Raw genomic sequence first — 210 nt, 5'->3', positions numbered from 1 at the left:
AATGGATCGAAACCGGCATCTTTAAGTCCCTAGCAATCGCTAACTGACGCTCAAAGACTTGTTTCTGCACGTCATGCGGCGAATGTTCATCGTTAAAGTAGTCCAAACCGATTTCACCAATTCCCACAACGACTGAATCCGTCAGCTGTTCTAAGAGCAGTTCTTCTGCTTTTGCATTAAAGCAGACAACATCTTCTGGATGCCAGCCAA

Annotated in this window: 1 protein-coding gene; it reads right to left on the bottom strand. The window is 45.2% G+C overall.

Features of this window, described 5'->3' with window-relative positions; translation table 11 throughout:
* The coding region (locus LI126_RS15560) for a TatD family hydrolase (RefSeq protein ID WP_227165793.1) at nucleotides 1-210 on the bottom strand (210 nt) is incomplete at both ends.

It is taken from the genome of Mediterraneibacter sp. 210702-DFI.5.30 (assembly GCF_020560115.1).
Lineage (GTDB): Bacteria > Bacillota > Clostridia > Lachnospirales > Lachnospiraceae > Mediterraneibacter > Mediterraneibacter faecis.
The sequence above is the reverse complement of the archived record's forward strand: the minus strand, read 5'-3'. Positions and strand labels throughout refer to the sequence as shown.